Source organism: Paenirhodobacter sp. CAU 1674, assembly GCF_029222945.1.
GTDB lineage: Bacteria > Pseudomonadota > Alphaproteobacteria > Rhodobacterales > Rhodobacteraceae > Rhodobacter.
This window is the reverse complement of sequence record NZ_JARHUH010000005.1, coordinates 237,335-259,669: the sequence shown is the minus strand read 5'-3', so window position 1 is coordinate 259,669 and position 22,335 is coordinate 237,335. Positions and strand designations below refer to the sequence as shown.

General features: G+C 61.9%; 16 protein-coding genes. 3 read left to right on the top strand and 13 right to left on the bottom strand.

Annotated features, from left to right (window positions below):
* Positions 1-23 precede the first annotated feature (23 nt).
* The 8 genes from P2G62_RS09465 to P2G62_RS09430 all read right to left on the bottom strand — a co-directional run bounded on the left by P2G62_RS09465 (position 24) and on the right by P2G62_RS09430 (position 7,485).
* Positions 24-929 carry a DMT family transporter gene (locus tag P2G62_RS09465; RefSeq protein ID WP_275734636.1) on the bottom strand — a complete coding sequence of 302 codons (906 nt, stop codon included), beginning with the start codon at positions 927-929 and terminating at the stop codon, positions 24-26.
* 52 nt (positions 930-981) lie between these two features.
* Positions 982-1,599 carry a LysE/ArgO family amino acid transporter gene (locus P2G62_RS09460; protein WP_275734635.1) on the bottom strand — a complete coding sequence of 206 codons (618 nt, stop codon included), beginning with the start codon at positions 1,597-1,599 and terminating at the stop codon, positions 982-984.
* 75 nt (positions 1,600-1,674) lie between these two features.
* Positions 1,675-2,121, bottom strand: coding sequence for an HAD family acid phosphatase (locus P2G62_RS09455; RefSeq protein WP_275734634.1), 447 nt, complete (start codon positions 2,119-2,121; stop codon positions 1,675-1,677).
* The gene (locus tag P2G62_RS09450) at positions 2,109-2,681 is read right to left on the bottom strand and encodes a histidine phosphatase family protein (protein ID WP_275734633.1); all 573 of its coding nucleotides are present in this window, start codon (positions 2,679-2,681) and stop codon (positions 2,109-2,111) included. Before P2G62_RS09450 ends, P2G62_RS09455 begins: the two co-directional genes overlap by 13 nt.
* Positions 2,669-3,745, bottom strand: a complete 1,077-nt coding sequence (locus P2G62_RS09445) for an MBL fold metallo-hydrolase (RefSeq protein WP_275734675.1) — start codon at positions 3,743-3,745, stop codon at positions 2,669-2,671. The genes P2G62_RS09450 and P2G62_RS09445 overlap by 13 nt, the downstream gene beginning before the upstream one ends.
* 1 nt (position 3,746) lies before the next feature.
* Positions 3,747-4,823, bottom strand: a complete 1,077-nt coding sequence (locus P2G62_RS09440; RefSeq protein ID WP_275734632.1) for an ABC transporter ATP-binding protein — start codon at positions 4,821-4,823, stop codon at positions 3,747-3,749.
* Positions 4,811-6,517 (bottom strand): iron ABC transporter permease, encoded by a 1,707-nt coding sequence (locus P2G62_RS09435; RefSeq protein WP_275734631.1) that lies wholly within the window; start codon positions 6,515-6,517, stop codon positions 4,811-4,813. The genes P2G62_RS09440 and P2G62_RS09435 overlap by 13 nt, the downstream gene beginning before the upstream one ends.
* Entirely contained in the window at positions 6,514-7,485 is a 972-nt protein-coding gene (locus P2G62_RS09430) for an ABC transporter substrate-binding protein (RefSeq protein ID WP_275734630.1), read from the bottom strand. Before P2G62_RS09430 ends, P2G62_RS09435 begins: the two co-directional genes overlap by 4 nt.
* A 184-nt stretch (positions 7,486-7,669) precedes the next feature.
* Between P2G62_RS09430 and P2G62_RS09425 the strand changes: the two genes are divergently transcribed.
* On the top strand, positions 7,670-8,437 hold the full coding sequence (locus P2G62_RS09425; RefSeq protein ID WP_275734629.1) for a DeoR/GlpR family DNA-binding transcription regulator: 768 nt from the start codon (positions 7,670-7,672) through the stop codon (positions 8,435-8,437).
* A 245-nt stretch (positions 8,438-8,682) separates the two neighbouring features.
* On the top strand, positions 8,683-9,927 hold the full coding sequence (locus P2G62_RS09420) for a site-specific integrase (protein WP_275734628.1): 1,245 nt from the start codon (positions 8,683-8,685) through the stop codon (positions 9,925-9,927).
* Positions 9,928-10,249: 322 nt separating this feature from the next.
* Here the strand turns inward: P2G62_RS09420 and P2G62_RS09415 are convergent, their stop codons facing one another.
* The 4 genes from P2G62_RS09415 to P2G62_RS09400 form a co-directional block, all read right to left on the bottom strand.
* Positions 10,250-15,754: a DUF3320 domain-containing protein gene (locus tag P2G62_RS09415; protein WP_275734627.1), complete on the bottom strand. Its 5,505-nt coding sequence runs from the start codon at positions 15,752-15,754 to the stop codon at positions 10,250-10,252.
* A gap of 348 nt (positions 15,755-16,102) precedes the next feature.
* A complete protein-coding gene (locus P2G62_RS09410; RefSeq protein ID WP_275734626.1) occupies positions 16,103-17,557 on the bottom strand; it encodes a serine protease in 1,455 nt (484 codons plus the stop codon).
* Between the two features lie 520 nt (positions 17,558-18,077).
* Positions 18,078-18,917, bottom strand: coding sequence for a recombinase family protein (locus P2G62_RS09405; protein WP_275734625.1), 840 nt, complete (start codon positions 18,915-18,917; stop codon positions 18,078-18,080).
* 1,060 nt (positions 18,918-19,977) lie between these two features.
* Positions 19,978-20,604, bottom strand: a complete 627-nt coding sequence (locus P2G62_RS09400; protein WP_275734624.1) for an SOS response-associated peptidase — start codon at positions 20,602-20,604, stop codon at positions 19,978-19,980.
* Between the two features lie 229 nt (positions 20,605-20,833).
* Here P2G62_RS09400 and P2G62_RS09395 point away from each other — a divergent pair, with 229 nt between their 5' ends.
* The gene (locus P2G62_RS09395) at positions 20,834-21,136 is read left to right on the top strand and encodes a hypothetical protein (protein ID WP_275734623.1); all 303 of its coding nucleotides are present in this window, start codon (positions 20,834-20,836) and stop codon (positions 21,134-21,136) included.
* A gap of 582 nt (positions 21,137-21,718) precedes the next feature.
* Here P2G62_RS09395 and P2G62_RS09390 read toward each other — a convergent pair.
* Positions 21,719-21,916, bottom strand: a complete 198-nt coding sequence (locus P2G62_RS09390) for a hypothetical protein (RefSeq protein ID WP_275734622.1) — start codon at positions 21,914-21,916, stop codon at positions 21,719-21,721.
* Positions 21,917-22,335 lie beyond the last annotated feature (419 nt).

Here is a 22,335-nt window from a genome sequence, read left to right as displayed (position 1 = left end):
CTGCGGGTGCCCGGCGCGCGACGTCAGCCCTTGGTCGCGTTCACCGGCGGCGTGGTCGTGCGACGTTTGATCCGGGATTCGCGCCAGGTCATGTAGCTGATCGCGCCGATGATCAGCCCACCGCCGACCAGAACCCAAGGGTCCACCGCCTCGCCGAACATCAGCCAGCCCAGAAGCGTGGCCCAGACCAGCTGCAGGAAAGTGACCGGCTGCGTCACCGTCATCGGCGCACAGGCGAAGGCGCGCATCATGCAGTAATGCCCCAGGGTCGCGAACACCGCCACGCCCCCCAGCCACAGCACCTGCGTCAGGGTCACCGGCTGCCAGACGGCGGCGGCGAAGGGCGCAAGCCCGATGGTGACGGTCAGCGCCATCAGGGCCACGACCACACCTGCGGGGGCCAGTTGCGTCAGCCGTTTCGCCACCAGATAAGACGCGCCGAAGACCAGCGCGGCGCCCAGTTGGGCGTAATGCCCCGGGGTGATCTCGCGCAGGCCGGGGCGCAGCACGATCAGCGCGCCGATCAGCGCCACGCCGATCGCCAGCATCCGCCGCCAGGCGAAGCCCTCGCCAAACAGCAGCGCCGCGCCGATCGTCACCATGATCGGATTGAGATAGCCGATCGCCGTCACCTCGGCGATCGGAATGCGCGCCATCGCGAAGAACCACAGGATCACGGCCAGCGTATGCAGCCCCCCGCGCAACGCGAACAGGCCCCAGACACGCGGCCCGAAGCCTGACCGCAGGACCGGACGCAGCGCAGGCAGCAGGAACAACAGCCCCCAGGCAAAGCGGATGAAGGCCGATTGCGGCGCGGGCAGCGCGGTGCCCAGATAGCGCACGATGCCGTTCACGACGACGAAGCTCAGCCCCGTCGCCAGCATCCACAATACGCCCAGAACGGGCCGGTCTTGAGAGGGGGCGTTCATCCGCCCAGATGAACGCAAGCCCGCCGCCGCTGCAAGCGGCTGATTGTATGGGTTACAGCCCGCCGAACGCCAGCCGCGCCGCCACCGAGACCATAATCAGCGCAACCAGCGCATCCAGCACCTGCCAGGCGCGCGGTTTGGCAAACAGCGGCGCCAGCAGCCGTGCGCCATAGGCCAGCGAGAAGAAGAACACGAAGGACGCGATCCCCGCCCCGAGCCCGAAGCTGAGCCCCTGCCCCGGAAACTGCGCGGACACCGCACCAAGCAGAACCACGGTATCGAGCCAGACATGCGGATTGGCCCAGGTCAGTGCCGCGACCGTCGCCAGCACCCGGCCCAGCGACACCGTGCTACCCTGACCGGCCTGCAGGGCCTCGCCCCCGCGCCAGGCGGCACGCGCCGCGCGCCAGCCATACCACAGCAGAAAGGCGACCCCGCCCCAGCGCAGCGCCTCAACCACCCAGGGGGCAATCCGCGTCATCACCGCGACCCCCGAGACCCCAAGGGCAATCAGCAACGCATCCGACAGCGCACAAAACCCCGCCACCGCAAAGACATGCTCGCGCCGCAGCCCTTGGCGCAACACAAACGCATTTTGCGCACCGATCGCCAGGATCAACCCCAGCCCCAGACGAAACCCGGCAAACGCCGCGACAGAATTCAACACCACGCGCCCCTCCGAGCGAAGCCTTGCCGCGGTCTGCCCGGTTTTGTCCGGGGTTGCAACGCTGGTGCGCCAACCGCCTCAGAAATCCCCCGGCGCGCATTGCAGGCAGGTCAGCCCCGCGGCGCGCCAGAACTCCACCACGGCGCTGCGGTCATCCACCACCAGCCAAGGCCGATAGCCATCGGCGTGAATGCGCGCCAGCGCGTGGCGTTTCACCTCGGGGTCGCTGGCGTGGTCTTCCTCGGCGCGGCGCAGATACAGGGCATCGTGGCGGATACCGGCCGCATCGAGCCAGGCAGCGGTGCGATCGCGCCAGCCTTCCGGGCGCCCGGAGCACAGCACGATCGCCTCGCCCTGTGCCTGCAACCGTGCAAGCAACCGCGCGACCGGCGCGATCACCGGGGCTTCGGCCATCGCGTCATGGAAGGCATCCCAATGCTTGGGCACGCCATGCACCAGATGCCCCAGACGCGCGGCGTCGAATTCGGCCAAAGTCCCGTCGATGTCGAAGATCACGCAGTCCATATCCTGTCCTTTTCCGTCAAAATCTCTTCGCACCAGCCCGCCGCCGTCGGGCGGAACAGATGCGGTGTGGTATTGGCCGGGCTTGGCCCGTGGGCGCTGCCGCCGGTCAGCTGGCGCGCGGCACGGATCACGCCGGAATGGGCGACCAGCACCGGCAATGCCGCCCCTGCCCGATCCTGGGCCGCCCGGATCGCCCCGCCGACCCGGGCCAGCATCGCGGGCCAGGGCTCTCCCCCTTCGGGGGTGGCCTCGCGCGCGGGCATCTCGTGGATCGGGCGGCCTTCGAACTGGCCCCAGTCGCGTTCGCGCAGCCCGCCAAGAATGACCGGCATACGGCCGGGAAAGGCCAGCAGCGCGGTTTCGCGCGCGCGGGCCTGCGGGCTGATGAATAGCGCGATTGCCGCAGGCCATGGGCGCCCTGCCAGCGCCCGGGCGGCCGCGCGGCCCGCCTCGGTCAACTGCGCCTCGATCCGGCCCGCGATCAGGCCGTCGCGGTTGGCATCGGTCTGGCCATGGCGGATCAGCACGAAAGGACGGCGCGGGTCGATCACAGCGCGCACCGCTCGTTCAGCAGCAATGCCGCCTCGAAACGCGGTTCAAGCAGGTAGTCCTCGGGCTGGCTGCAAAACAGCGGGGCGAACCGCCGCGCGCCAAGCCGCCGCACCATGGCAATCTGGTCGGACAGCGGCGGGTGGACGTTCCAGCGCAGGAACCGCCCGCCCTGTGCGGCGATGGCACGGGCATGCGCGGTCATGTGCCCGGTAAAGACCACCACCGCGTCGCGGCCCAGCCGCCCGGCATCACGCCAGCCCTGCACCATTTGCCAGGCCATGCCGGCATCGGCGTTCGGCGTATCGCAGATCAGAAACCGCGCCGCCGGATCGAAAGCGCCCGTCAGCAGCGGGGCCAGATCGGCCGCGCGCCCGTTCAGACCGCCGCTGTCCAGCGCGCGCCTCAGCGCCTGCCGGCAGGTGTCATCAAGGGATAAATCACCGCGCCGCATCAGATGCAGCGCCAACTCGCCCGCGCGCCCCGAGGGCGGCACCGGAAACAGCAGCTGACACCCTTCCAGATCGTCAAGCACCCGGTCCAGCGCCGCCAGCCGCGCCGCCTGCGGCACGTCATCCAGATGATAGGAGGCGTCGATCAGCGCGGTCCCGGCCTCGAGCGGGGGATCGAAGGCGAACCAGGTGCTTTCCTCGGACCAGTCCCCCGAAAAGAACAGCCCTTCGCCCAGCGCGAAATGCAGCCAGACCCCACCCAGCGCATGGCCATTGCGTCCGGTCGTCACGCAGACACCGTCTACCGTGACCTGCCCCGCCTCGGGCAACGGATGCAGCGCCGCGCCGGGCGGCAGGGCGCGGGCGGTCTGCGCGGTGCAATGGATCGGCAGGCCCGCCGCAATCGCATGGGCCGCGCCGCCGATATGGTCGACGTGGTCATGGGTGATAAACACCCGCGCCGCCCCCTCGAGCCAGTGCGGCTCGAACGGCGAGGTCGCCTCGGGGCCTGCGCCGACATCCAGCACCCAGAGCGCGCGCCCCGTCCACAGCCGGATACAGGCCGGGCCCTTCTCGCCCAGCCCCGACAGAACCTCGACCCAAGGCGCGCTGCCGGCCTGCATGTCACGCATGGCTCAGCACCCGGGCAATCAGGGTTTCGGCCTCGGGGTCGCGAAACGCCCAAGGGTCGGTGATCGTGACCCCCAGAGTCTCGCCCAGCGCCGCACGGCGCGCAGAGAACGCCACCAGCGTTTCGCCCGCCGCTTCCAGTTCCAGACGGAAACGCCCGCCCAGATAGGTGCAGCCGATCACACGCGCACGCAGCGCCCCGTCGTTCGACAGGGCGATTGCCTCGGGGCGGATGCTGACGTGGCTGGGCGTGGCGGTGGCACTGCGCGCCCAGACCTCGACCCCCAGAACCGAGATCAGGACACGCCCGGCCTCGGCCCGGCCGGTCAGGCGCGCGGGCACCACCGCGCCGTCCCCGACGAACCCCGCCACGAAACAATCCGCCGGTTCGCGATACAGCACCTCGGGCGCCGCGAATTGCCGGATCTGTCCGGCCTGCATCACCGCAACGCGGTCGGCCAGCGCCAGCGCCTCGCTCTGGTCATGCGTCACATACAGCATCGTCGCCCCGGTGCGGCGATGGAACATCGTGAACACCTCTTGCATCGAGGCCCGCAGCGCCAGATCCAGGTTCGCCAGCGGTTCGTCCAGCAGGACCGCGCGCGGCTCGAACACCAGACAGCGGGCCAGCGCCACGCGCTGACGCTGCCCACCCGACAGTTGCGCCGGCATCCGCCCGGCTAAATCGCGCAGCCCCGTCAGGTCCAGCGCCTCGGCCACCCGGGCTTCGCGCGCGGCACGCGGGACCCGACGCACCTCCAGCGGGTAAGAGACGTTTTGCGCCACGGTCTTGTGCGGCCACAATGCGTAGGATTGAAACACGATCCCGATCTCGCGATCTTCGGGCGGCACGAAACGCCCCTCTCCTGCCACGATGTCACCACCGACCCGAATTGTCCCGGCGTCGGGATGTTCGAACCCCGCCGTCAGGCGCAGAAGCGTGGTCTTGCCACAGCCCGAGGGCCCCAGCAGCGCGACGAATTCCCCTGCCCCGATGCTGGCACTGATCCGGTCCAGCGCAGGCGCCGCGTCGAAACGCTTGGTCAGATTGTCGAAGGTCAGCTCTGCCATGGGATGACACCTTTCGGAAAATGTTTTGCGCTGATCTGAACCAGCGCCATCAGCGCGACGATCAGCAGCACGATCGACATGGCCAGCGCAGAGGCCATGACCGTCTCGCCGCTGTCTTCGAGGTTGTAGATGACGACGCCCAGCGTCTCGGTCCCCGAGGACCACAGCAGCGCCGAGACCGTGAGTTCATTGACCGCCGTCAGAAAGACCAGGATCGCCCCGGCGGCGGCGGAGGGGGCCGCAAGCGGCAGGACAATGGTGCGCAGACGGCGCCCCAGCCGCGCGCCGACGCTGGCCGCGGCCTCTTCCATGGCGGGATCAAGCTGCGCGAGGCTCGCCTGAATCGGGCGCAGCATTACGACGAAGAACCGCGCCAGATAGGCCATGAGGATGATCCAGATCGTGCCATAAAGCGTAAGGTCGGTGAACGGCAGCTTCAGGAAGGTCAGGATGCAGGCGATCGACAGCACCACCCCGGGCAGCGCATAGGGAAGGTCGATCAGCGCATCGAGCGCGCGGCTCAGGCGGCTCGGGCGGCGTTCCATCAGCCAGGCGAGCGGCAGGCTGACCGCCATCAGGATCGCTGCGGCCAGCACCGCCAGCATCAGCGAATTGCCATAGGCACGGCGGGTCACCGGCTGCACGAACAGCACCTCGGTCCAGGCCTTGAACGTGGCCGTGTCGAAGCTCAGTGCAACCCCATAGGCCGGGATCAGCGATGTCGCCAGAAGCGCGATCAAGGGCAGCGCCAGAATGGCGAAGATGAAGGCCCACAGCGCGATTTCGACCGGCAACCGCGCACGTCCCAGCGACAGCGCCAGCGGCGTGCCCGACAGGCCCACAAGCCCGAACCCCTGACGCGACAGCATCACACGACCAAGCAAAACCCCGGCGATCGCGACCGCCCCGATCAGCAGCGCCAGCACCGCGACCTCGGGCAACACCGCCGGCCCCATGCCCACCAGCCGCTGATAGATCAGTGTCGGCAGCGTCGAATACCCCGCCGGAATGCCAAGCATCGCGGGAATCCCGAAATTGCCCAGCGCGGTGACAAACGCCATCGCCCCCCCTGCGATCAGTGCGGGCATCGACAGCGGCAAGACGATCTGCGCCCAGACCCGGACGGCACCCGCCCCGGACATCCGGGCCGCCTCGACCAGATCGGCAGGGATCATCCGCAATCCGGCGCGCAGGGTCAGGAACACCAGCGCCGCGTGCTGGATGCCCAGCAGCAGCACGATCCCCCCTGCGGAATGCAACGGTTGCGGGCTGCCCAGCGGCGGGGCCAGCCCCAGCAGTTTCAGCAGCACCGAGGACGGGCCCGTCATCTGCATCCAGGCCAGCGCCGTGATCTGCGGCGGAATCATCATCGGCACCATCAGGCAGAACACCAGCGCGCCCTTGGCACGAATATCGGTCAGCGCCACCAGAAAGGCGAAGCTCGCACCGATCAGCACCGACAGGACGGTGCCGCCCCCCGCAGTCAGCAACGAATGGATCAGCGCGGTGCGCGTGCTGTCACGCCCCAGAACGGTGCGCAGGTGATCGGTGGTGAACCCTTCGCCAAAGCCGATGCCTTCCAGCAGCAGCCGGACAACCGGCCCAAGCGCCATCACCGCGACAGGCAGCAGAACAAGGGGCAACAGCCGGTCCAGCGACCGGCTGTTGCCATTTCCGAAAGTCGACACGCTCATTGGACGCCGAAGATCTCGGCGAAGCGCGCCTTGTTGGCCTCGCTCTCGGCCAGTGCCTTGGCCGGATCGAAGCTCATCAGCTTGATGTCATCGCGCGCGGGGAACCCCTCGGGGCTGGCCACGCCGGTGCGGGCGGGGATGTAGCCCATCTGCACGACCAGATCCTGGCCCGCCTCGCTCAGCAGGAAGTCGACGAATTTCTCGGCCGCGTCCATATGCTGGGTTCCGGCAAGGATCGCGACCGGCTCGGTCACATAGGACACGCCCTCCGCCGGGAAGACGAATTCCACCGGCGACCCTTCGGCCTTGGCGCGGATCGCCATGTAATCGACCAGAACGCCATAGGGTTTCTCACCCGAAGCCACCGCCTTGAAGGTGCCGCCATTGCCGCCCTCGGCCAGCGTGCCATTCGCGGCCAGCGCGGTGTAATATTCCCAGCCCAGACCTTCGGTCCCGGTCAGCGTAGCCAGATGGATCAGCGCAGCACCGGAATAAAGCGGCGAAGGCATTGCAACCAGGCCCGCCATCTCGGGCTTGGCCAGATCCGCCCAGGAGGTCGGGACCGCGGGCGCGCCGGTGTTGTAGACGATGCCGGTCGTGATCAGCTTGGTCGAATGATAATAGCCATCCGCGCTGTAAAGCGCCGCGTCATAGGCCGCATCTTCGGGCGATTTGTAGGCCGCCAGCCGACCTTCCTGCGCCAGACCTTCCAGCGTCACCGTATCGGCGATCAGCAGAACGTCGGCCTGCGGCGCCCCCGCTTCGATCTCGGCGGCCAGACGGGCCATCAGCTTGGTGGTGCCGTCACGAACCCATTCGACCGTGATACCGGGGTTGGCAGCCATGAACGCATCGACCGTGGTCTGCGCGTCTTCGTTGGGTTGCGAGGTATAAAGCGTCAGCGTTTCGGCAGCGGCCATCGTGGGCAGCACCAGAGCGACAGCAGCCGCCAGCAGGGAACGGGACATCGGATTCTCCATCTATTTTCGAACGAAAGCCATATGCGGGAAGGCGACTCTCTTCGGGGGCTAGCTACACCTGCTGCGTAACGCCAAGATGACAGCAATAAATATCTTGTTTTCTGGTCGAAAATATTGCCCTGCACCCAAGAAACGCATAGCCTGACGCAACACATCTAGATTTCGAAAGAAAATGGAAAAAAGCGATACCGCCCGCCGCCGCGACCATATCGTCAACCTGTTGTCGAGCTATGGCGAGCTGTCGGCGACCGCCCTGTCCGACATGCTGGGCGTCACGGTGCAAACCCTGCGCGCCGATCTGCGCGCACTGGATGAGGCGCGAATCGTGCGTCGGCGCCACGGCGGGGCCACACTTTGCGCCGCGACCGAGAACATCAGCTATCAACCGCGGCTGGCGGTGTCGCGTGACGAAAAGAACCGGATCGGCGCGGCGGTTGCGGCGATGATCCCGAACGGCGCGACCGTCGCCCTTGGCACCGGCACCACGGTCGAGGCGGTGGCGCGCGCGCTGACCGGGCACCAGGGGCTGACAGTCGCGACCAACAACATCCATGTCGTGCTGGCGCTGCGGCTGGCCGAACGGATCACCGTGCTGCTGGCGGGGGGCAAGGTGCGCCTGCGCGATCTGGATTTCATCGGTGCCGAAAGCGTCGAATTCTTCGCGGGACTGGAATTCGACCACGCCATCTTTTCGGTCGGCGGCATGTCCGAGACCGGCGATCTGCTGGATTTCAACCTGGACGAAATCCGTGCCCGGCAGGCGATCACCGCCTGCGCCCGGGAACGCACCCTGGTCATCGACCACGCCAAGATCAATCGCCCCGCACCGCACCGATGGGGGCGGATCGACACCCTGGAACGGGTCGTCTGCGGCGGCAGCTTCCCCGAGGCGCTGAAGACCTCGGGCACCGCCGCAGGCTGCAAGATCATCGAGGTCTGAGCCCGCCAGGGGCAGGCAATCCGATTCGCCCGCGCCGCCGGCCCGCTTTGACAAGCGATGGCAATACCATGGGAAAATGGCGGAAGCGGTGTCCGCAAAGAAGCAGTGGCAGGCGGCTGCATCCTCCCCGAAATTCCTAGGAAAGATCTTGTTTGCAAAGGAATTTCTTTCCAAGTGACTTGCAACAAGCTGCATTCAACCGTATCCGATTGCAGACTTTATGTTGGTAAGGATGTTGGGACAGAATGCCCAAGAAGGCCAAAGAGATCTCTGCCCTGGAAGTGAAGCGACTGTCGACTCCCGGCTTCCACCCTGTCGGGGGCGTGCCCGGCCTGCACCTTCGCATCAATGACGGTGCAGGTAAATCGTGGATACTGCGCGTCGTGGTGCAAGGCAAACGACGAGACATCGGCCTTGGCGGTTTTCCCGACATCTCGCTCGCCAGCGCTCGCGACGCTGCGCGCGCTATGCGAGCTAAGATCCACGAAGGTATCGATCCGATCGAGGAGCGCGCGCAGGAACGTCAGCGGCTCGCAGCTGAGCGCTCGCGCGCCCTCACGTTAGCAGACGCCATCGAGCAGTTCCTCACCAGCGGCAAGCTCGATGCTCTGAGCAATCCGAAGCATCGCGCACAGTGGCGCTCCACCCTCGATACCTATGTGGTCCCGGTCATCGGCAAGAAGCGCCTAGTTGATATCAACGTTGCCGACATCAAGTCGGTTCTGGATCCGATCTGGCAGACAAAGCACGAGACCGCGAGGCGCGTGCGATCACGTATTGAAGCAGTGATATCCTGGGCAACGGTCCATGGCCTACGTGGCGGTGACAACCCTGCTAGGTGGCAGGCGAACCTCAAGGAGCTCATGCCGGACGTGGGCAAGGCGGCAATCAAACATCATCGCCCTGCACTCCCAGTTCGCGATGTCCAAGCTTGGTTCGCCGAGCTCAAGACCCGCGAAGGCCTCGCTGCGCGCGCCCTCGAGTTTCTGACGCTCACGGCTACCCGCTCACAAGAAGTGCGCTTCGCCACTTGGGAAGAGATCGATCTTGAAGGTGAAATCTGGACTATACCCGCGGAGCGTATGAAGATGCGTCGCGAACATCGGGTGCCGCTCTCGCCTTCCGCTATGGAGCTTCTGCGCACGCAGCCGCGCATGGCTGGCACGGAGTTGGTCTTCCCATCGAGCCGGAACGGCGTGATGTCTGACATGACCCTGTCAGCCGTGATGAGGCGCATGGACGAGGACAAGACGAAGTTAGACCGTGTCGGGTGGCCTGACCCCGTTCTGAAGCGTCCCGCAGTTCCCCATGGATTACGCTCGACCTTTCGTGACTGGGTTAGCGAGAAGACTGAGTATCCTAGTGATATGGCCGAGGTGGCACTCGCGCACAAAGTCGGCAATGCAGTCGAACAAGCCTACCGCCGTGGCGACATGCTCGCCAAACGCAGGCAGATGATGGTCGACTGGGCGGCGTTCATCAGTGCCTAGAAGCACCACACGGGCCCGCTTAGCGCCCCTCTACTCCCGCCGGGCCACACCCTCCCCCTCTGCGCCCCACCCCGCGGCAAAACGGCTCTCCGTGAGTCTGAGGAACATCGCCCAACGCGAAGATAGTTTGGACTGCAGCGTCTCCATTTGTAGCTGAACTAGGCGGGCTGGCTGAGTGACTGTTTGGTTGCAGAGCAAATCCCGCCAGCGGTCCGGAAGGCCGCCGAGAACGAGAGCACATGCTCTACGGAATTCGTTGACCAATGGATCTCATCCCCGTCTGACCACCGGCAGGATCTTCTTTTGCCAGATACTCATTGCCTCAACGAGCGACCAAAACCTCCCCGATGACCTGCGCTAGGTCGGGCCCGACTCTCTGGAAGCCGAGAAGCCGCGCGACTGCCCGGACCATCTCCTCCGGCGGCATTTCTCCGCTCTCCTTTGCAACTCGATTTGCAGCAGCGCGCACCTCCATCGGCGGCAAATAGACAGCTTTGATTAAACTACCGGCCTCACCGCTGCGATCTCGGACAGGCACTTCCTGAACCTGGCTATCTGTCAGTAGAAAATCGCCTTCCACATGCAAACCTCTACCGAGCGTCCGTAGATGGTTCACAGCGCGCCGCGTCGCTTCGACTATGCGGTTGCCAGTGCGCTGTTTTCCAAAGGCGGAACTGATCCTCCGCCCCACCTCGTCGATATGGATCGGGCCTTCTACATCCACGATTTGCTTCACAAGCTCTGCGAGCTGCGCGAGCGGGGCCTCATGAGGCTCGACAGCGGAACGAACGACCATGTCGAAGCGTTCATAGGCGGGCGCCGTGAGTTCAAGATGCCCGATCTCGAGGGGCGGCGCGGAATCGTCGCTCGTCCCCGCCACGTCCTCTGGCAAATCCCGCCCTCCGGAATTTGCACCCTTTACCCTATGCCCCTCTGCCCCCGCGGCATGCGCGGCATCTAGCGCCTCACGCAGCCGCTCGATCTCGCGCGGGCGATGGTGGAACCAGTCGGTGCTCCAGATCCGGTGAAACTTCCAGCCGAGATTCTCCAGGATATCCTGTCGCAGCCGATCTCGCTCTCGCGCCCAAAGTGCCGCATGATAAGCTGCGCCATCGCATTCGACCGCGACAAGATATTGTCCCGGCAGATCGGGATGGCGCACGCCGATGTCGATGCGGAAACCCGCCGTGCCAACCTGCAGATCGGCGAGATAGCCCATGTCGCGGATCGCCGCGGCTACATCCTCTTCGAAGGGGCTCTCTGCCTCAAGCCCAGTGAGAACGCGCTCATCGATCATTCCAGTCTTAGCAAAATCCAAGAACCGCTTGAGAACGCGCGGCCCAACGCGCGAGCTACGCGAGGGGTCGATGTCGCCCGGATCGAAGGAAGCAAAGACCTCGCAACGCACCCGCGCGCGCGAGAAGAGCACGTTCAGCCGCCGCTCGCCGCCTTCCCCATTAATTGGGCCGAAGCTCATCGAAGCGAGGCGACCGTTCGGCTCCTGCGGGCCGTAGCCGACCGAGATCAGGATTACATCACGCTCGTCCCCTTGCACGTTCTCGATGTTCTTGACGAAGACATCCTCCTGACGTCCTTCACGCAGAAAGGCGTCGAGCACCGGGTCGATACGGCGTTCGAGTTCGAGCACCTCGGTCAGCATGTCGGATTGTGCCTTGGAGAACGCTACCACTCCGAGAGACAGATCCGGCCACTTGCGGGCATGCGCCGCCACCGCCTTCACCACAGCCTGCGCCTCAATCCGGTTGGTGCCCTGTCGCCCCAGCCCGCTTCCGCCCCGCGCATAGACACCAGGGACGCGGGTAAACTTCATCCCGTAGTCCGCGTCCAGTTGCAGTGGCGATGGCGGCAACACTAGTTTGTCACCGTAGAACTCCGCATTCGAGACCCGGATCAGCGAGGGGTCGCGCGACCGGTAATGCCATTCAAGCATTCGCGCACGCAACCCGCGCGCCTCGCATAGTGAGAGGATACTCTCCATGTCCGCAGCCGTCGCGCCAACCGGGGTATCGTCGTCATCTTCGTTATCTTCTGAATCGTCGGTCAGCCGATCAAAGAAGGAAGTCGGCGGAAGCTGTTTCTGATCGCCCACCACTACGATTTGCCGTGCCCGTGCAATCACACCGAGCGCGTCCTCAGGACGGATCTGTGAGGCTTCGTCGATCACAAGAAGATCGAATGTCACGCTGGAGGGCGGTAGGAACTGTGCCACCGACAGTGGGCTCATCAACAGGACCGGCTTGATCCGCTGCACCATGCCGCCTGCGTTCTTAATCACCCAGCGAATTGGCTTGTGGCCACGTTTGCGCGCGATTTCACCTCGGATTACGCTCATCTCGCCCATGGTGCCCTTTGGCAACTGCTCGAAATGACGTGATAGGATCAGGTTCTTTGCTGCGGCAATCCGATCCGCCTCAAGAGATCGGAACACTCTCACAAGCTCATGTCGGTCAAGCGTCGGCAATGCACTCAGCTCTGGCGCCCGTTTGCGCGCATCGTTCCAGCGCGCTTCGGCGCAAGCATATAGAAACTCATCAACGGCACCGGACAGCTTCAGTCGCCCGTCCGCAAGAGCCTGCTCGATCCCGCCAGCGCCGAGGTCATAGACCTGTTGCTTGGTCTGCTGATAGCGAGCCCAATCACCATATCCGGAAACCGCACCGCGCATCTTGGCAAACGCATTCGCGATTTCGTCGATCTCAGCACCCTCGATACCTTCCTCGAGATCAGCCTCGTCAAGATCGAGATCTAGGCGTTTTAGCGGAGAAGACACAGAGCTACGGCACGTCTCAGCCAGCGAAGATATTGCCTCGGCAATCTGGCCCGGTGATTTCAGCTCGGAAAGCGCCTCCGCAAGATGTTCCGCCGAGCCGAATTCTTCGAGATCCCGTTGATGCCAGATCCACTCGGCGCTATCGCGAACTCCCGAAAAGTCCGTATTCTCGCCTCGCCAGCTTAGTCCCAGCACCGTTGAAAGGTCCGGCGCGACCGCGGTGAAGGCAACATATTTCGCCTGCAGATCCCCAAGCGCCCTGACAAGAATGCCACTTTCAGCAGGTGTCGTCGGGGCTGCGCCAGAAAGATAGCCCGACAGGCCGATGATTGCGTTCCTGTAACGCTCCAGCGCCTCGAGACCTTCGCGGAGCGACGCGAATTCGTCCTCTTCAGGAGCCGAAAACGACACACCAAGACTACGATCGAACTCGGCCATCCGAGCTTCCAGTGCGTCGACCGCACGTTCCAGTGTCGCCACAGCATTCTTCGCTGCGACCCTTTGCTTGACTGCTCGCTCCAGGTCATCGACTGTTTCGAAAGCCTCCGTAGCGCGAACCTCTTTCAACCAAACTCGAGCAGCCTCGAGCTCGTCGAAAGGTGTTCGATCGTTGCGCCATTCGGAGCCAAGGATCTCTCGAAGCCAGTCTTCGTCATCACGAAAATGTCTCCGTTTCGATTGCACGTCAGAGAGCTTTTCGACCAGATTCACCCGCTCTGCAGGCGACGTGGGCAGCGGCACCGACAGCAACTCTGCAAGCGCAGCGGACGCACGACGATATCCCCCGGAAAGCCGGGCAAAGAAGGAATCCCGTCCGCGCATGAGCGTCGCACGCATTTCGGAGACATTCGCCTCCCAAGCGTCTTCGGAGAAAGTTTCCTCTAGGGACCTAAAGGCCTTCGACCATTCAAGGCCTGCAGCGATGCTTTCCTCGAGACGGAGCAGTTCGCAGTGGTCGAAAAGGCGAGCGACAAGACGCTCGCTACCTTGTGGAAAACTTTGGAGTTGCGTCAAGCCGCCTATCAGTATCTTGACCGCCACCAAACTTTTCGGCATCGGCTGGGACAGGTCGGAGGCAACCCTGCGGACTTCTTCCAAGGCTCGATCTGCCTCCTCGCGCATCAAGCGTAGCTGGTCGTTCATTTGCGCAGGCTCTATATTGAGCCCTTTGAACCTGTCCCCAGAGACGCCCACCAGAGCACTGGTAACTTCGGCAAGGTCGAACCCCAAAGCGGTTTTCAGAAAACTGCCGCCGTAACGCGAATTCGTCTTAGCCCAATCCTGACCGCACTTCAGCTTCTGGCGCAGCTCGTCACTGTTCTCGATTCCGAAGAGTGCTTTGGTAAGCGCCAATGCCTGCGGTGGAGCCGTATCTAGACGCTTCAACTTCTCGACCAACGGCGTCAAACTCGAGAGCGTCTTCGGAGCGGATATGTGAAGGCGGACGGAGACTTCCGAAGCCCGGTCCAACAATTCATCGATCGCGGTTACCGCGTCATCTATCTCGTTTTCGAGACGGGCAAGATCCGTCGGCTGCAAATCGAGATTTCGAGTCCCTCGGAAAGGATGTTCCTCAGGTTCGCCGACCCTCTTGCTCGCAGAAATGAAGTGTTCAATTGCATCAACAGCCTGATCGCGCATTGAGCGCGTGAGGGTTTCAAGGCTGTCGAGTGCGATGGAGGGGGCTGGAGCACCTTTACCAATGAACCCTATGATCTCGGAAATCGCCAAGAAGGGACTTTCGCTCGCCGGCCCCACTGGCGTGTGCAGCAGCCGCGAAATGCGGTTCAACTCATCACGCGTCAAACGCAGCTGACCGGGATCGCCCACAGCGGACAGCTCGCGCGCACTGGCGGCCAGCGTGCGCCCTAACTCCTGTGCCAGCGCCTTCTTGTTGGCGGTGCGCGAATGCAGCTCGAGACAGACATCGCGCAAACCTACCTTCACAAGCCGGTCATACACGACCGATAGCGCCGCCATCTTCTCAGCCACGAAAAGCACCGTTTTGCCGTCATGCGCGGCGGCGGCGATGATATTGGTGATGGTTTGCGACTTTCCAGTGCCCGGCGGCCCCTGCACGACGAGGCTCGCGCCCTTGCGCACCTCCTCGATTACCTTCGTCTGCGAAGCATCGGCGTCAATTACCTGAATGATCTGTGCGGGATCGAGGATGTCGTCGAGCTTGTCTTGCACCCCGAAGAACGGCTTGTCTTCAGGAAAGCCTTCGGCCAGAAGCCCTTGCAGCAATGGGTTTTCCGAGAGCGCCGCATCCGACCAGCTCACCGGATCAAGGTCGCGATGCATCAGAAGTTTCGCAAAGGAGAAGAACCCTAGCAGCATCCCGTCCCAATCGATTGACCAGTCTGGCTTGCTAGAGATCGCCTCCGCAACTTGATCAAAATACTGTGCCGGAGCCCATCCTTCACCCTCCTCAACTTCGGGCAGGGCGATACCGAAATCCTGACGCAGCCGCTCCTGCAGCGGTAGGTTCGTCGTGATGTCGTCATCACGCGCAACGACGTCATAGGTCGAGGTGCGCTCGTTACGGATGAGTCGCACCGGCAAGAGGATTAGCGGGGCCTCGCGCCAGATCTCAGAACTGGGTGCCTCGCGCCATTTCAGAAACCCCATCGCGAGGTAGAGAATGTTGAGCCCCTGCTCCTCTTCCGCAATGCGCGCATCATGGGCTAGTCGCAACAACCGCCGCGCGAGCGCATCCGGGCCGAGTGGAGTCTCGATCACGAGATCGGTGTAACGAGCGGAGCCCTCCTCGAGATCCTCCTCGGGCAGCGCGAATAGCGTCTCCTCGCTCGCGTCCGATTTATCCTTGCCCATCGCCTTGAAGCGCATCCGTTTCGACTGATCACGCAGGAGCGCATAGATATCGTCGGTGCGTTCGTTGATGATACTCAGCCAGTTCGCCCGCTTATTCTCTCGGTTCACGTGAACCAAGCGATTACGCGTGCCGGTATCGAGGAGCTTACGGCGTGAGCTTTCGAGGACTTTGATGATCGAATAGGTATTGGTTTCAAGCATGGTTCTCGCTCAATTCTGCACTTCCATCGTGTCCAAGTGGGCCTTGATGTCAATCCAGTTCCGCTCTGGGCAACCGGAACTGCATCGAACATGGCGTCGATGCGCGCCATGGCGGCCTGTGCGGGTTCATCGGCGGTGCAGCAGACGAAGTCCCTACGCGGCGTCATGATGCTGGACAAGGTCAACTGCACCTGGACGTTCTTTAGGTCATTCAAGTGACGTTCGTCTGAGAGCTGAAACGCGGCTGAAGTCACGCTCCCATCTCCTCGTGGATAGCATCGAGATGGCGGTTGGGGGCGCTGGATTTGGCGTAGGCTTGCACGCGGATTTGACCCGTTACGGCTGCGGTTAGTCGCAGGTGATGAGATGGGTGACATCCTTGAGCCTCCGACCTAGATCCTCGAGCGCTACTTGCTCGGTCAGATCACTGGTCTCGGGAGTGACGCCATTTTGATAGAGGAACAGCTTCGCGATCTCACCGCGGATCGCGAAATTGACGTTTTGCGGGATGTCCCCGATCTCGTCCTGAACTACTTTCGCATCGAGTTTCGAGACGACGACACCAACCACCTGCCCATGTGCATCGACGACTGGTCCGCCGGAGTTTCCTGGTTGCACGGGGGCAGAAATCTGCATGGTGCTCCCGTCACCTCCGAGCCCCTTCACGCTGGTGACCGAGCCGCGCGTGACGTTCAAACCACCGAGTAGTCCAGTCAAAGGATAGCCCGCGACGGTTACATCCGCATTCAATGGTGCAGGACGCTCGGCAAACGTAACGCTCGGCAGATCGGTCACGCCTGCGACCTGCACCAGTGCAAGATCGAACGCTTCGTCTTTTCCGATCACTGTCGCTGGCGAGCCATCGACAGTGATCTTGCTACAGTTCCCCGCGACGTGGTTGTTCGTCAGGATCATTCCGTTTGGCGAGACCGCGAACCCTGTTCCAGTTCCCTGCGTGCTCTCCTCGGGTGCAGAGGGCGGACGGGCCGCCACAGTTCCCTGGTCAGGCGTGGGCCCTTCGGCGACAGAGTCAGAATTCTTCATATCCTCGAGGAACGCCATCAAACCGGTATATAGCTCGCCCCCTTTGGGCAAATCCAGATCACCGCCACGATGCGGTAGGATCGAGCCCGTGACCACGGCCATCCGTCCAGCATCGCGGTCAGAGGCAGAGACGAGGATGGTGGACCACTCGCGGCTCGTGATCTTGTCGGACCGCACATAGAGCGTCTTGCCACCAGTCACCCGCGCGGAAGTGATGATGACAGCGTCTTTGCGGACAGTGTAAGGAGCGGAGACTGCGTTATCGAGGGCATATCGGTGGAAGGCCACCGTCCTGTCTACATCGCCAGACGTCAGTGAAATAGCGAGCGACGAAACGGAATCGTTGAAATCCAAGCTGAGCCCATTGGCGCTGACGCTCGATGACATCGTCTCCCCTGGCGAAAGGAAGGAGAGATCCGCAAAGTCGAAATGGTATCGCGACCAACCTTCGTCAGCGAAAATTGTGATTGTGTCGAGAGCAAGCAGGACTGGCGCAATATTGGGCAGGTTTTCGAGGTCGAGATCCAGGTCACGTTTGCGGATAAAGGCCTGCAACGCTTGCGTGCTGCGCGCGCCCCACTTGCCGTCGATCATTCCAACATAGGTATTCTTGATCGCCATTGCCGCCTGAAGAAACCGGATCTCTGTCGGCGTGAGGTCTCTCGCATCGAAGGTGTCCATCAGCTCATCGCTGGTCCACGCCCGCGCAGCCGAGCTAAGCGACAAGACGACCAGAAGACCAAGCGCGAAACGTCGCATCTATGTTCCCTCATCAATTCGTCGATGGTGCGCGGTTGAGAAGCACCAGTCAATTGGTCGAATTCTTAGCACCGCAAGGTGGTCAAAATATGCCGAAATCGGGATTACGCGTGTGTCCGTGCCGTTCAAGGTTCGCAGGCTGCTCCCGATCTTCGAGGTCTATCGGTCAGGTTTCATGCCACTGTCGAACCCGTCCGCATCGGAGTAATCGACGACAGCCCAAGCGAACGAAGCCGAGGCTAGAGCCCGAGATGCGTGACCCAGAAATCCTGCGGTGTGTGGGTGTCTGCTTTCGTTCGCCTAGTCGGCGATACGAATTCGGCGTCCGGGACAAACACGGCCAGTAGATCTGGTGTGGTCGGCAACGAAGTTTCAGCTTCGCCAACGACCAACGACGGCTCCCAGTTTGCTGCCGTTCCCCGTCCCCGGTGGGGCGAGATCATTACCTTCAGCTTTGCTGCGCTCATATCGATCACCAGCCCGGCGATCCCCTGTTCCCCGCCAGCAAAGATCTACCAGATCAGAAGATACCAAACTGGGGGTTAGACCTCATTTCCTTCTCATCTTCATCCAGGTCAGATATCGGAGCCGGGACGGGATCATCCTTGAGCACGACCAGCGGCACGGGTTCAATCGGAAGGTCATCGCGCTCCATTTCAGCCCATTCCTCGATCCGCTGCTCGGCGAGCTTGCGATGACGTTTGAGACCATCTCCAGTCCAGAGACGCTGCCATCCGGTCAGGATATTGCGCCTGTTCAGAAGGTCGGCCAGCGCGCGATGCGAAAGATCCCGATAGGCTTCATCCTCAAGTAGAACGTGCGCAATGAGATCCACGATCTCATCAGACCGCAGCCTGCGCGCCACTGCCGATGCTTTGTTCGCAGCACTCCGGTCGGCCTTCGAGCCAAGAACAGCGCCGCCTTCGCGGCTCTTCGCTAGCGCTATGACAGTGCCTTCTCTGGTCGCATCGGCAACCTGTTGCCCGGACCTGACGGCGTTCAGGATTTCCGAGTGAGCAAGTATCCGTCCTTCCCGGACCGAATAGACCGCCACGTCGTGAGACTTCAGCCAGCGTTCGGCGACTATGACATTCCGGAATAGTCTGGTCGGCTCGGGAACCATGAGACATGCACCTTCCCGAGCTGCCCAGCGTGTTGCTTCGGAGAGGGATGGCCGACGCTCGAGACTATGAGCGCCCACAGCAGAGCAGATATCTTCAGAGATGCCGATCAGCTTGATCCCACGCTCTGCGCAGTGCCTGCGGATCGTGTCAGCCTGTTTTTCCAGAGCACGGTCTTCTTCGTTCTGCTTCTCGGTTGATACTCTGATGTAGCCGATGGCTGTAGCTGGAGTGGTCATTGTTATGGTCTTCTCTGATCCTTGGGGCAGAACAAATGCATACGGTGCCGACAGTGGCGCTCACTTTACAATTGATACAATATCGGAACATTTATAGCAAGGAACGGCGAGCCGCCGTTCATAGCGAATGTTCCCCTCGATACGCCCGAAGGTCATCACTGAGACGCCAGTTGAGCCTCACGGCGGTCGGATGGCGGGATAGAGGGCTTCCGAACCCGGAGGAGGCACGATGCCAAGATGTGCCGGCACTCTCTGCCGAGAGCCGGCCAAACCTCCGCCATTACGATTCCGACGCGAAGCCCCTGATCGTCCCCAGCAGAGACGACGACCAGCGTCACCCACTACCTGATCGCAGCACGCTCACAGGCACATCCTGGCGCGCATCTGGTGCGGTCCGCGGTCGACCTGATGGTCGGGTAGCGGGGCATGTGGGGATCGCACCAGTGAGCGCCCCAGCGAGTTCCAGAGGATGCGCGCATTCGCCATGACTGCTGTCTCAGAGCCCGAGTCCGTTAGGTCGCCAGCTAGGTCGCGCTCGGACCTGCAAGCTGTCCAAGGTGGATGACCTTAGTGCCATCGCTTCTACCGAGAGTGCTCGGAACCACTGCCTCGATGTCGCGCTCTACCGTCTGCCTTCTGGTCTCCACGACCGCAGCCAGACGCTCCCGAAGGGTGCATCTGGCCTCTCTAGTCCGGAAAAAATCGCGAAAGTGGCTGTTCCATGTAACATCTAGGTTAAGTCGTGCTCGAGGAGACCAACAGGATAAGGGGTTTTCGCGATCACGACGAAGCAAGCCATGTAACATTTCGAAGCCGAAATGGCCGCATCCAAGGCAGTTTTCACGGCTTAATGTTACCTGAAATGCCCGGAAATGTTACATAAGCCCGCGAAATGTTACATGACGTATAGGTCATGTAAACCTGACGACGGTAAGCAGCGGCGCTGCACTCGCGAATTCAGAGACACATCAGCGCATCCCCGGACCTCGGTCTGAGACGTCGCGCACCAGCAAACCAACCCGGTTCGTTAAGACTTGGATGCACCCCGAACCTGTCCATGTCATCCTTCACGTTCGATCAGTTCTGGGCCTTCATCGCGCATCCCGAACGGCCTCACTGGATAATGCTCGAGACGTGCTCCGGCACCGAGTGTCACGTCATCAGAACCTCCGAGCCACGCCTCGCGCTCGTTGGCGTTCAGAACCACCGGCATCCGATCATGGATCGCGCGCATATCCTCGTTCGCCTCGCGCGTCAGGATTGTGCAGGTTAGCAGATCGCGCCAGCGGCTCGCCAGACCAGCGAGGTAGAGGTTCTCCTCGTTGCCAGCCGAGCTAAAGACATGCGGATGACGATACCCCTTTGGCCCCGTCCACTCGTAGAAGCCGCCCACCGGGATGAGGCAACGCCCGTGCCGCCAGACCTGCCGGAAGCTCGGCTTGTCCTTTGCCTCCTCGAAGCGGGCGTTGAACGTGGTCGCCTTCCAGTGCTTCGGGTCATCACCATCGAACCAGGACGGGATCAGCCACCAGCGGGCCGTCATAAGCTCAAGCGGCTCTTTCGCGAGAACCTGGATGACGTCCGTCGGCTTGACGTTATAGCGACGCTGCGTGATCGGATGGATCTTGGTCCGCGAGAATTCGACCTCCGTGTCGCGCAGGTTCGGGTCGATGATGCGTCCGCACATGCTGCCTCCAAGATCGAAAGCCCATCATTTGTCGCCTTACATGTCAACGGCGGATGTTAAAACGCGCACCGCAAGAGCTTGAAGAGGCAACACAAAGTCATTTTCGTCCTTGACGATAATTCGGCGAACTGGAACCTTCGCGCAGAGACGTCAGGTGATTTGGCGTTCGCTCTACTGCGTCACTCGGCACCCGTTCAACTTTCAGCCCTTTCATTCGGAGATTGCATTCATGCGCATTCTGAACTGGATTGCCTACTTGTCATGGGCGCTCGCCGCGATCTCGCTACCGCTCGCATTCATGGATGAATACACCTTTGGCTTCTTCATCGGATTGTCCGTGTCGATTGCGATTTCCGGCGTCCTCTTCTTCGCATTCAGCCGCATCATTGTCCTGCTAACGGATATCCGCGATGCGCTCGTGCCGAAGTCCGAAGTGCCGAAGAAAGTCGATGAACCGATACCCCTGCGCCCAACCTCGACGCACGCCGAACTCAGTGCGGAACTTGCAAGAATGAAGGAAAAGCTGGCGTAAGCTCAGGCCACTCGGCTCTGGTTGTGGCCGTGCAACGCTGCGGTGCCCTGTCACAGCCGGAAAAGTTATTTAGGCCGATCGTGCGCAGACCTCCCCCCCCGCCGGTCCTGGCCAAGGGAGGAAGTCTGGAGGTGCCCCCGGCCACTATACCTATGAGTCTGAACTCTACAGATAGCCGCCGAGCGTCAGAGGTATTGCATCATGAGCCACGCAAATTCGCGTTGCAGGTCCTCTGGCAGCGTCCCGCGTCTGGGTGAACTGCACCCTGTCCACGGGGCGAAATTTGGATGTTTCCACTCCAAGATTGTCTGTTGCCGAGGATCGAGGACGAACCTTGTTGGTCGCAGAAGTCCGCATGCATCCAAGTCTGACGAGTTTTGAATAATTAGGTCAGAGCTGGCACGTTGCGGAAACCGGAGCTTCGTGGTGCCGTAGCAAACGCGCACACCAATTTTCCCGGTAGTGCTTTGAAGCACCTGAGTAACAAGCAAAGGACGGCAATCGGGGCTGCCGTCCTTTGGTTTTGTTTCCGGGAAGTATCCCGTTACGATGCTGTATGCGGTAGGTGGGCGTCGTTCCCACTCATGCGAAATTTGCATAGGGAAAGTTCAACCCATCAATAACTTCCCACTTCTCGTCGGTCAGTTCGCCTTCGTGTCGTGCCTTGGAGGCGAGCACTACTTCCAAGGCTACTTCATCGTAGTTCATGCCAGCCTCCGGCGGGAAGGCGTGGGCAGCCCAACTCCCCCCAGACTTCTTTTCCGGCACACGATTTGCCATGTTACTTCTCCTTTTGTGTCGATTCGGCTCCCTCGATCCGATAACCGACTGATTTCCGGCCGCTTAGGTCCGGAAGGAACTTGCGCAACGCAAGGTTTTGTTTGTTAGACACTGTAAGAAAGCACTTGTCCACAATTTCGAGGCCATGTTGCAGGTTGCGTCTGCTTGCGTCTTATCGCCACGATTACCGATTCGGGACTCGATATAGGGGTCGATGCGAGAATTTCACCGTATCTTACAAAATCTTGAACGGCTGTTAACGACCCAAGCTGTGCGAAAACTGTCGCAGTTTTTTTGATTTCGAGATGCTCAGAACTGCTCATACCCGACTCAGTTTCGCGGTCAGACTCGGCCGCACGCTCGCACCAGCACCGCCAGACGCACCAGCCATCGGCTGCACCTCACGCACAGCCGGTATT

What these genes read in the sequence shown, in the direction of transcription:
- P2G62_RS09390 (WP_275734622.1), bottom strand. Translation starts at nt 21,916, where the DNA reads ATGGCAAATCGTGTGCCGGAAAAGAAGTCTGGGGGGAGTTGGGCTGCC.
- P2G62_RS09425 (WP_275734629.1), top strand. Translation starts at nt 7,670, where the DNA reads ATGGAAAAAAGCGATACCGCCCGCCGCCGCGACCATATCGTCAACCTG.
- P2G62_RS09410 (WP_275734626.1), bottom strand. Translation starts at nt 17,557, where the DNA reads ATGCGACGTTTCGCGCTTGGTCTTCTGGTCGTCTTGTCGCTTAGCTCG.
- P2G62_RS09440 (WP_275734632.1), bottom strand. Translation starts at nt 4,823, where the DNA reads ATGGCAGAGCTGACCTTCGACAATCTGACCAAGCGTTTCGACGCGGCG.
- P2G62_RS09465 (WP_275734636.1), bottom strand. Translation starts at nt 929, where the DNA reads ATGAACGCCCCCTCTCAAGACCGGCCCGTTCTGGGCGTATTGTGGATG.
- P2G62_RS09430 (WP_275734630.1), bottom strand. Translation starts at nt 7,485, where the DNA reads ATGTCCCGTTCCCTGCTGGCGGCTGCTGTCGCTCTGGTGCTGCCCACG.
- P2G62_RS09395 (WP_275734623.1), top strand. Translation starts at nt 20,834, where the DNA reads ATGCGCATTCTGAACTGGATTGCCTACTTGTCATGGGCGCTCGCCGCG.
- P2G62_RS09415 (WP_275734627.1), bottom strand. Translation starts at nt 15,754, where the DNA reads ATGCTTGAAACCAATACCTATTCGATCATCAAAGTCCTCGAAAGCTCA.
- P2G62_RS09455 (WP_275734634.1), bottom strand. Translation starts at nt 2,121, where the DNA reads ATGGACTGCGTGATCTTCGACATCGACGGGACTTTGGCCGAATTCGAC.
- P2G62_RS09405 (WP_275734625.1), bottom strand. Translation starts at nt 18,917, where the DNA reads ATGACCACTCCAGCTACAGCCATCGGCTACATCAGAGTATCAACCGAG.
- P2G62_RS09400 (WP_275734624.1), bottom strand. Translation starts at nt 20,604, where the DNA reads ATGTGCGGACGCATCATCGACCCGAACCTGCGCGACACGGAGGTCGAA.
- P2G62_RS09435 (WP_275734631.1), bottom strand. Translation starts at nt 6,517, where the DNA reads ATGAGCGTGTCGACTTTCGGAAATGGCAACAGCCGGTCGCTGGACCGG.
- P2G62_RS09420 (WP_275734628.1), top strand. Translation starts at nt 8,683, where the DNA reads ATGCCCAAGAAGGCCAAAGAGATCTCTGCCCTGGAAGTGAAGCGACTG.
- P2G62_RS09445 (WP_275734675.1), bottom strand. Translation starts at nt 3,745, where the DNA reads ATGCAGGCCGGCAGCGCGCCTTGGGTCGAGGTTCTGTCGGGGCTGGGC.